Genomic DNA, 10,437 nt, shown 5'->3' with positions numbered 1-10,437 from the left:
CCCCTGGATGCCCGCCCCACGCCTTCGCGGGGGCAGGCTCTAAAGATTGCGGGCATGACGGAATACCCCTGTCGAGCTTTGGGCTGCGGGCCAAGCCCGTCCTGAGCTGCGTCGAAGGGCCTGCACCACTGGTAGAGTGGCCTGCGCCACTGGCGGGGCCGCCGGTGCCACCGAGGCGAGGGATCGTAGGCGGGGGCGCCTGCGCCACCTGCGCGCCGCCCGCGCTCCCGGCGGGGCCTGCGCTAGGCAGAGGCTGAGGGGCTTGCTGGAAAGATGCGGGGTCAGGTTGGTAGCAGCGCTCGCGATTGCTCGCGATTGAACCCCTCACCCCGACCCTCTCCCCGCGAGAAGATGCGGGGCGAGGGAGCTGTGGTGTCATCCGTGCCCTCCTGGTTGAGTAAGGCGAATATACGGCGAAACTCTGTCGTGTGTCAAGCGGCGCACAATGACAGCCCATGACAGCGATGACAGGGCGGCTGCGGCGCTGCCGTTCGTGCGCCACGCCGGGGCGTGATGAGAACCCACCCCTGCCGGTGTTTAGCTTGTCCGAACGGAGATCGGCCCTCGTTCAATGTCGGGTGCCCGACGCGGTTGAGGGTATGCGTGTTCTCCCTGCGCTCCGCTACTCGGTATGAGGGGTTAATGAGAAACGCCGGTATGACCGCTGCTCCCGCACCGTGCGGATGCCGGTGCTCGTCGACAACTGCCGCAGCGCGAGCCCTCAGCCGACTCCAAGCAGGCGCAGCACCAGTGCGATGCAGCCGATCAGCAGCCAGAGCGCCAGGCTCAATAACACCCCCGCAACTATGCCCAGCAGCGGGCTGGGGGCGGCGGGAATGGTGTCGTCGTCGATCGCGATTTCGTACGGGAGTAACAGCTCGGCATCGTGGGCCATGTGGGCACTCTCCTGCTGCAAGATGGCAGCCTCGGACTCGGTCCTGCGCTGCACCGGGACGTCCATGGGCCAAAGACAACATCAAGTTCGATGCCAGCAAACCGGGCACCCCCCGTCATAGGCTTGCAGGTCGGTGATCGTAGAGCCCCTGCCAACGGCGGGTAGCAGGGTGCCTCCGGCCGTTGGCAGGCCCCACTCTTCAGCGCCGTTTCGGAAACGGGCATGTCCGGCGTGGGCTTCGCCCGTAGCCTGGCGCGACGATCGGTGAAATCGTCGCGCCACGCAAAGACTTTCGCAGATAGTGGGTCAGAACATGCTTCGAGAGCCCCAAGGCGCGCCCGCCCACGGCCGTGACACCCTGATGGCTATCCCTTGGGGGAGGACGAGGCTGGTGGTGGTGGAACTGACCGAGACGTCGAGCGACAGCAAGACGCCGGCCGCGGGTTCATGTGATTCCACCATCACCGCATCTTCCTTCACCACTCGCCCCTGCATGTTCACCACTTGGGCGAGCCATTGCCCAGCTGGATTGCGGAGGATGCGTACCACATAGAAACCCGGCAGGATCGAGTCAGTTTCCGGTCCGCGATAGTATTGCGAGAAGACGTCCTGCCCCTGCGCCAGTTGCTCCATTGTCAGGCTCTCCACACCCCTAGCGATGGCTTGGCTGATCAGGATATCGTCCCTTGTCCCGATAATTAGCCTGAAGTTGTTGCTCTTGGAGTTGTTAATAGTAGCCTGAAAGATCGTGGTTGCTTCTACGATTCTCTGGCCTGCCGGCGGTAGGGACGTTGGATCGGCACCCCCCGTGCCCATGTGCAGACCGACTCTGGCTTTGTTGTTCTTCCACTTGAGGTCAATCCAGGCGGTTCCTGCATCAAAATCAATTTCACCGGTGAGTTTGATCCGCAGCTCAGTGGGCTCTTCCGGACCAACTTGCGCGTCTGTCTCCAGTGCCACTCGGCCCTGCAGGTTCGTGAACTGCGCCCGCCACCGCGCTGTTCCCGGCGTGCGGAAAATCCGGACGGTGTAAAAGCCTGAAGGCAAAGCGGAACCCTCGGGCAAACGCAGAAACGTGAAGAGCACATCGGCGCCCTCCGCCAATTTATCGAGCGTCAGATCCTCCACCCCTACGATGCGCGAGTTGACGACGATGGAATTGGCGTCATCATCGGCAGGAATCGCAACGAAATCGCCGGCCGCAATTTGCTGAGCTTGCCCCATCGCTTGCTGTGCCGCCTCCAGAAGAGCCGAAGCAACAGCGGCGCGAAAAACCTGATTGGCCCCCTCCATCGCCCTTGCCAGCGGGCATCCGTCGAGCGCGTTGACCACCCCGGCCACAATTTCGTCGACCGTGATATCGCCGCTGCCGTCGGCGTCGCCGTTCGCGCACGCCGAAACCGGCGCGTTGCCTAGCGCAATGTTCACCATCGTAATCAGCTCGTTGACAGTGGCGTAGCCGTCGCTGTCGCAGTCCCCGACGCAGGGCCTGCTCGGGCACCGAACCAGCCGGACGGCTCCGCTCAGGGTGCCGCTGAAGTTCATGCCGGTGGCGGTACCACCACCTCCGCTGAAGGGATTATTGTGGACGTCGACCTGCAAGCTGTGCGTTCCCGGTCCCGGGTTGAAGCCCAGGACGGTCGCCGAAGTCGTAAACCCGATAGCGGCCGGCGACGTCGCGAGGGGGATCTTGTCAAGCGAGGCAGTCGCCGTGTTGTCCGCAAGAACCTGCAAGAGCGGCGACGAGCCGAGCGCACCGCATTGCTCCCAGCAGAGTTCGTAGGAGTACGTTCCAGCCGGGCAATCTGCCGTGACCGTGTTCGAGCACTCAGTGTTAGCCGAGATCCACTGCGTGTCAGGCAACGTGGTCCAGGCAGGGTTGGAAGCGATAACCGTTGCGGGGCGAGGGGAAGAAGAACCTGTGGTCCCAGACGGCGCCGCAATCAGCGACCAGGCTTGGTCGCTACCCCCAACGGGCACCGCATTCCTCCCGCTGGAGATGACCACGGAAGTCGGATCGTCGCACGGTGGCGTAGGCGTTGCTGTCGGTGGCCGGCTCACGACGGGGGTAGGAGTCGGGATGTCGGCGGTCACACAAGCGCGGTTGTTCGCCGAGTTCGTGTCATCCGCATTCGCGACCGCCGCGCAGTTCTGGATTCGTGTAACGTCCTCAGCGGCGGTACCAACGACGGAGAACACCACGATGCTTTCGGGCGGCGGCAGGGTCAAGGAAGAATTCGTGCAAGTGATGCCGGGCGGGGCAGTACAGACCCAGCCGGCCGCGCTGTTGGGGCTGAAGGACGACGGTGACACCTCGAAACCCGACGGGAGAGTATCGGTTACGGTGGTAGTGGGTGGACATGGCGCGCTCCCCACGTTGGTGACCGCGACCACGAACGCGAACGGCTGGCCAGCCACGGGCGGATCCGGATCTATGGTCTTTGCCAGCGTCAAGTCGCACCCTTCTGTCATCTTATTTCCGAAGCTGAGATTCACTATCTCGCCGGGCGAGACCACGGTCGCTGTTTGCGGGTTCAGCGTCGTCGGCGTCCAGCCGGACTGAAGTTGCTCGGTGGCCGTATACGTGCCGGGAGCAGCCACCGCCAGGCAGGGCGGTTTCTCTCTGTCGGTGGTGACGCTGCCCATGAGATTGCCTTGGCTGTCCGCGATGTCGAAGGTCCATCCAAAAAGCGGAGGCTCGTCGAGGTCTTGGACGCCATCGCCGTCGAGATCGTGGAACTTCGCCGCGCAAATCTCAGCCTTGCACTTGCCGGCGGCACCCGCATCGAAGATGTCTTGAATCTCTTGCTCTGCGAGCGAGCGATCGAAGATCTCCAATTCATCTATGGCGAGACCCGCATGAGGGTTCCCTGTCCACCCCCCGATCAGCAAATTGGTGTTGCTGCTCGCATTGAGGCCGCCTCCGGAGATGCCCGCCGAGATCAGCGGGAAGCCCGGTTGGCCAACGTAGAGCCGGGCTCTCGTAGCCGCCACGAAGATCCAGGTTCCGGTGGCAGCGGTAATTTGTGGGCCCGAAAATGTCTGGGAGCCAATCTGTAGGTACAAGCGATCCGCCGGACCGCCCGATGTCGTAGCCCCGAGATACAAGAAGTATCCGCCGTTCGAATCCAATTTGTGGACAATCGGTTCAGTTTGCGTCGTCGGATTAAACTTGACCCAGGCATCCAGGGAGAAGTCGCTGGTGTCGAAGTTGAGGTTGGCATCCGCCTCCACGTAGCGGCCGACACCCATTTGCAGCGCTCCCGCCACTTGTCCCGAGACTGCATCAGGCCCATTGGGGGCGCCAACGGCTCCTCCGGGTTGCGGCGTCCCGTTGTGGCCCGCCACAATATCCACGACGTCGACGGCACCGGCCGCCTCATCCAACGGCCACCAGGCGACCAGGCCGGAGGGAGGCTGAACACAACCGCAGGCGCCGGGCGGAGCCAGATAGTTGAGCGGTCCCAAGTCCTTTGAGGACTGAATACCGGTCTGTTGAAATGACACGCCGCCAATCGGGCTGAAGACGAACTTCTTGGCCCCGAAGCTGTTGTTGAAAGTGTTGCCGCCCCAAAGAACACCGTAGAGCTCGGCGTAGCCACATTGAGAATCATGGATGCGGAAGACCGGTGAGCCGCTGTCGCCGAAGGTGGCGATGCGCCAGTTGTCATTGAGCGGATCACTATCTGTCTGGTTGCCGACCGTATACTGACATAGCCGGACGTTCTTGTTGGCGTCGGTGTAATCCGCGCAGGTGCCCTCGATCGAGCCACTCGTCCATCCGGTAGTGATACCGACCTTGTTCAGTTTGAGACCGTGGAGATAAGGCTGAGACGGTGGCGCAGTAATGCGAAAAGTGGCCGAATGGTCCGCCGTGAGTATGATGCCCGGAGTCGTCGAGGGCGGGCACCCAGAAGGAGCGGTGCTGCCATCCCAAGTTGTGAGCCCGGTGGTGCGAGCCAAAAGTCCCGCATCCCACTGGATCCCGGAATTGTACTTGGCGAAGGCACTATCGCTGTAGCGGCACCGAAATCCTGCGGGGCAGGTAATGCTGTGTTGCGAGTCGAGACCGGTGAAACCGGGGGGGTCAAGGGTTTCCAGGCCGATCAGTTGAGCGGGGTAGAAACCGCAAGCTTGATAGAAGTTCGTGCCATCCAGACCCCAGAACGAGGCCGTGCAATGCGAATTGGTGACAAAGCCGGGCGCGTTTAGGCTGAGTGCATTCGCCCCCAGCGTGCAGCTGGCGATACCGGAAGGCTGAAGGAGGCGGGTGATGACGTAGCCGCCCTGTCGGGGCGAATAGGTGTCTCGCAGTGTGTGCACGAGAGGCTGGGTGGGCCCAGTGACGACGGTAACGACGGCATTGCGGGGGATGGCCAACGCCGCTATCTGCTCGAGGACTGCCGCTTCAACCTCCGGCGTTTCTAAGGCGATTTGCAGACGGTTGACCGCCTCGTCGATGTCCGTAGCGGCGACGCCGGGAATGCCCAACACCGGCCCCGCCATCGTGGTGTACCACTCTCTGAGCTGCAAGAAGCCATACTCGCCGTGGAGCGGACGAATTCCGCCTTGGCGGATAACTGCAGCACCAAAGACATCTATGATGGCGGTTCGGGCCGCTGCGACTGTCTCCGCGCTTGTGTCCGTCAGGTATACTTCGAGCGCCTGCTGATTTTCGCTCAGGAACATGCCGCCGAATTCCGGCACCTTCCCGGCGACCGCGGCGAACAGATCGTCGAGCGTCTGCGGTTGCCCAGTCGGTCGGTACACCGGCCGGCTGGTTGCATTTGACTCGGCCGGAGCTAATCCCGCGAGCACCAGGAGCAAGCCCATAGTTCCAACAAATCGCGCGGCCCGGAAATCTCCGCGGCGTCGGCAGGAGCGTATCATTAGAGGCCTCCCTTCGCGTTCGACGAACAAGCAGTTTGTTCAGCTTGGGGACCATAGTGCCGGGTTCTCAGTGGAGTCAAGGGCGCGCTCGGGGCCATGCGGGGTGCCAGGGACAAAGTCGGGTTGTCCATGAAGAGTAGTAGTAGGGCAGGCTGTGCCTGCCAACTCCGGGCGCGGCCGGCACAGCCTGCCCTACTGACTTCCCCGTTTGGAAAAGGGGAATCGATGCTTCCCCCTTTGAAATAGGCGACGTCGGGACGGATTGATGCGGACTCATTCGCACGAGTCCCCTGCAAACCACCACCTCGGTTACGGCAAAGCCCTTCACCGAGAGTGTCGGGATGATCGCGTTGCCGCGGCTCTCAGTCAGAGCTGGTGCGTACTGCCACGCCGAGTTCGCGCAGCTTGCGCTGTAGGCCGGCGCGGGTCAGACCGAGATCACGGGCGGTCTGGGAGACGTTGGCGCGGTTGCGATTGAGAACGTCGAGAACGAACTGGCGCTCGAACTTACGTAAGGCCGTGCGCAAGTCGTAGGGGGGGGCGCCGTCGGCGGGAACTTCCCCTTGGCGCACCTTTTCGGACAGAAGGTTGGAAAGGATAGGCTCGCTGTCGTCGGCTAGGGTAGCTGCGCGCTCTATCTCGTTCTTCAACTCGCGGACGTTGCCGGGAAAAGCATACTCGCCGAGCAGCGCCAGGGCTTCGTCGCTGATCCCAGCCAGGCGGCGGCCGGTGTCGCTTTGCCAGCGCTCGAGGAAATGCTTCGCCAGCAGAGCAACATCCTCACGCCGCTCGCGCAACGGCGGCACGGTAATCGGGAAGGCGTTGATGCGGTAATAGAGATCCTGGCGGAAGCGTCCGGCGAGAATCTCGTCTTCGAGTTGGCGGTGGGTGGCGGAAATCACCCGGACGTCGACCGAGCGGGGCGCGGTATCGCCGACCCGAGTGTATTCCCCCTCCTCCAATACCCGCAGCAGCTTGGCTTGCATGGCCGGGCTGGTCTCGCCGATTTCGTCGAGAAAGATGGTGCCGCCGTCGGCGACTTCGAACAGACCTTTCTGGTCGCCGACGGCACCGGTGAAACTGCCCTTGCGGTGGCCGAAGAGCACGCTTTCGAGCAGGTCGTGCGGGACGGCGGCGCAGTTCTGAGCCACGAACAAGGCCTCGCGCCTGGCGCCGGCATAATGAATCGCCCGGGCGATCAGTTCCTTTCCGGTGCCGGTTTCCCCGACGATCAGCACGGTGATGTCACTGACCGCCGCCCGCCGCATCAGCTTGCGGACCGCGTCCATGCCCGGGCCGGTACCGATGAGATTATCGAAGCGGTTGTGCTCCCAGGCGTCTTGGCGCAGGTGCGTGACCTCGCCGCGTAGCCGCTCGTTGGCCTCGCTCAACTCGCGCGTCAGTCTGGCATTCTCGCTCACCAGCGTGTACGCCTCGACCGCCCGCTGGATGGTCAGGCGCAGCTCGCGGGTGTCCCAAGGCTTGGCAATGTAGCGGTAGACCCGGCCGGCGTTGATGGCTTCGACTAGTGAGTCGATATCGGTGTAGCCGGTCAGAATGATGCGCGTGGTGTTGGGGAAGGGCTCGATGGTGTGGCGCAGGAAGTCGGTGCCGCTCATCCCGGGCATGCGTTGGTCGGCGATGATGACGGCCACCTCGCCGTGTTGTTCCAAAACCGCGAGCGCCTCTTCGCCGCTGAGGGCGGTGAGGATCTCGTAATGGTCCAGACGCAGAGTGCGGACCAAGGTGTCGAGCACACTGCGGTCGTCCTCGACCAGCAGAATGCGGGGCCGGCTCGAAGCCGAGTCAGGGGTTGCGACCTTGTCGTTCTGCATGCGGAGGGCCGGCTTGTGCGGCGTTCTTTACACTAGAGCGGGGCGGCGACGCTAGGGGCGCGCGGTCGCCGGCGGGAGCGCGGGCTGCGGACGTGCCGGCAACACGATGCGAAACGTACAGCCCGGCCCAGAGGCCGCATCAAGAACGAGCTGGCCGCCGTGCTTGGCGACAATCGAGTACGAAATGCTCAAGCCCAGCCCGGTGCCTTTGCCGACCGGCTTGGTGGTGAAGAAGGGGTCGAAAATCTTGTCGCGCAGCGCGGCGGGCACGCCGGCACCGGTGTCTTGTACGGTGATCTCGACCCAATCCACTTCAGCTTGGCGCGGCAGCGGGCGGGAGCGAATCCGCACCACACCGCCGCCGGCGGCTTCGACGGCGTCGAGGGCGTTGGTGAGGAGATTGAGAAACACCTGGTTCAGCTGGCTGGCGTAGCACTCGACCGCCGGCAGCGGCTCCAGCGCCGTCTCCAACTGTACGCCCCCGCGCAGGCGATGCCGCAGCAGGTCGAGGGTGACGCCGATGGCGGCGTTGAGATCGACGCGCTTGAGTTCGGCTTCGTCGAGACGGGAGAAGGTGCGCAGGTCTTGCACAATGCGGCGAGCGCGCTCACTGCCCTCGGTGCAAGTGGCGAGCAGCTGATCGAGATCGGCGACGATCTCGTCAAGGTCCAAGCGGCGGCGGACCTGGACGAACTGCTCGTGTGCGGCGGGGGCGGCGGCCTCGTAGGCGCCCAGGGCCTCGCGCAGGCGGCCAACGTAATCCCTCAGCACCGCCAGATTGCCGCCGACCGCGCCCAAGGGGTTGTTGAGCTCGTGGGCGACACCGGCCACCAGCTGGCCCAGCGAAGCCATCTTCTCGGCGTGGACCAGTTGCACCTGGGTGTCTTTGAGCTCGCGGGTGCGGGCCTCGACCTCACGCTCCAAGTTCTGGCGCAGGCGATCGAGTTGCTCGAAGGAGGAGGCGTTTTCGAGCGCGATGGCGGCTTGGTTGGCGATGGTCTCCAGCAAGTCGAGGTCCTCGGAGGTGTAGAGTTCGGCGCTGCGCTTGGCGCCCAGCAGCATGGCGGCGCGCAGGTGCCCCTCGAAGGCGATCGGCACCGCCACCTCGGCCCCGGCCTGCTCGAGATCTGCGCTGATATCAGGGTGTGTGGCCCGCGTCAGCGGCGCACGCGCCTGGCGCAGCTCGGCTTGCAGCAGAGCCGGCAGGCCGGCATTGCCGGAGGCGCCGTCGTCGATCCGAATGATATCGGCACGGGTGACCGGCATCGCGCCGGCTACGATGGTATGCGTCCGCCGCAACACCTCCTCGGCCCGCAGCAGGCGGGTGAAGCGAGCGCTGAGGTCCTGCACCGTCGGCTTGTAAGCAGCGCGTGCGCGGAAGAAGAGCCGATCCACCCAGCGTTCGAGCCAAGCGCGCGTGGCGGTGAAGCCGAACCCGGCTATCACAACCAGTGCCGCCTGCAGCGCGCGGGTGCCGACGCCTGGCGCCGGTAGTAGTTCGTCCAGCAGCAAGGCGGCGGTGAAGAACACCAGCGCCCACGGGATGGCGAGGGCCATGGTTAGCGACCCGCGCTGCAGCACGTGGCGCAGCTCGAACAGATTGCCGCGCACGATGGCGTACGCCAGGCCGGCGCTGAAGACCAAAGTGAGCGGAAAGAATAAATTGGCCGGCACCACGGCGCCGGTCAGATATCCCGGCAGCAGCGCCAGGCCCAGCATCGGGGTAACCAGAGCGAAGCCGAACAGCGCCACGCGCGCCCGCTCGCGCGCTTCGCGCTCAGGCCAGGCCCAATAGCTCTGCAGCATCGCCGCGCCGAGAAACAATTGGCTGCCCGCCACCAGCAACGGATCGAGCGCATCCCAGAGCGGCCGGCGCAGTTGCCCGGCCAGCCGTAGGCCGTTGACCGCCAGCCCGCCGGCGGCGGCTAGCGCGAACAGCCCGAGGAGCAGCCACGGCCAGCGCGTGACCAGCCGCCGCGGCTGCGGAAACACCAGCGCGAAGTTGACCGCGGCGGCGGCGAACAAGAACAGCGCCAGCGAGTACAGCGGCTGCAACTGGCCGTTGACCGTGACCTCACAGAACGTAAGATCACCGATGTAGAACAGCACCATCATGGTCAAGAACCACCACGAAGCCGGGTGGCGCGATTGCCGCCGCACCACCCACCAGGCCAGCGCAAAACCGAGCAACCCCGGTATCACCGAGCAACCGTAAATCGCCAGAAAGCTGAGTAGCGAAAAGCGCGCCGCGGGCACCACCAGCCGTACCCGCTGGCCGTCGCGCTTGAAATCATAAGTGACAGGTTCGCCGGGCTGGTAGCCGGCCACGGCCGCGTATGCCTCTTGCGGGCGCGACACCGGCACCGGCTGCCCGCCACGATAGACGGCCAGCAACCTATCGTTGGGGCGAATCAGGGCGTGGCGTAGTGCCGGCCACATCGGGTCCCCAACCCGATCGAACCGGAGATTAGCGGTCAGCAGAAACCCCGGCACCGTCGTGCCGATGTGCGCGCCCATGCGCATGGCCGAGGCCGCCGCCGCGACGATCGCCAAACCCACGACCAGGCGCTCGATCTTCTCAGTCCACCGCTTCACTGCGCACGCCCGTGCTACTCGAGACGCGGAGACTAGTGCCAATCGGCGCGCAGTACAAGAGTAACATGCAGCGCCAAGTCGCGCCGTTGACTACAACAAAATACGCAGTCTGCTACGCCTGCGATGGTCTTAAGACTTTCGTGTGATGTGTACGCTTGGGTCGCGGACTGCGAAAATAATCTCTTGACCTCTACAGCAGCAGTGTGCGAATCGTGATGCCAT

4 protein-coding genes are annotated in these 10,437 nt (G+C 64.0%); all 4 read right to left on the bottom strand.

Annotation, left to right across the window (positions count from 1 at the left end):
* Nucleotides 1-721: 721 nt before the first annotated feature.
* The 4 genes from HY699_20025 to HY699_20010 all read right to left on the bottom strand — a co-directional run bounded on the left by HY699_20025 (nt 722) and on the right by HY699_20010 (nt 10,215).
* Entirely contained in the window at nt 722-961 is a 240-nt protein-coding gene (locus HY699_20025; GenBank protein MBI4518098.1) for a hypothetical protein, read from the bottom strand.
* 240 nt (nt 962-1,201) lie between these two features.
* Nucleotides 1,202-5,602, bottom strand: coding sequence for a hypothetical protein (locus HY699_20020; GenBank protein ID MBI4518097.1), 4,401 nt, complete (start codon nt 5,600-5,602; stop codon nt 1,202-1,204).
* 545 nt (nt 5,603-6,147) lie between these two features.
* Complete coding sequence (locus tag HY699_20015; protein ID MBI4518096.1) at nt 6,148-7,620, bottom strand: sigma-54-dependent Fis family transcriptional regulator; 1,473 nt, start codon at nt 7,618-7,620, stop codon at nt 6,148-6,150.
* Nucleotides 7,621-7,671: 51 nt separating this feature from the next.
* On the bottom strand, nt 7,672-10,215 hold the full coding sequence (locus HY699_20010; GenBank protein ID MBI4518095.1) for a GAF domain-containing protein: 2,544 nt from the start codon (nt 10,213-10,215) through the stop codon (nt 7,672-7,674).
* Nucleotides 10,216-10,437 lie beyond the last annotated feature (222 nt).

Source organism: Deltaproteobacteria bacterium, from assembly GCA_016210005.1.
Lineage (GTDB): Bacteria > Desulfobacterota > Binatia > HRBIN30 > JACQVA1 > JACQVA1.
Note: the sequence above shows the minus strand (reverse complement) of the source record. Positions and strands in the feature narration are given on the sequence as shown.

What these genes read in the sequence shown, in the direction of transcription:
- HY699_20025 (MBI4518098.1), bottom strand. Translation starts at nt 961, where the DNA reads ATGGACGTCCCGGTGCAGCGCAGGACCGAGTCCGAGGCTGCCATCTTG.
- HY699_20015 (MBI4518096.1), bottom strand. Translation starts at nt 7,620, where the DNA reads ATGCAGAACGACAAGGTCGCAACCCCTGACTCGGCTTCGAGCCGGCCC.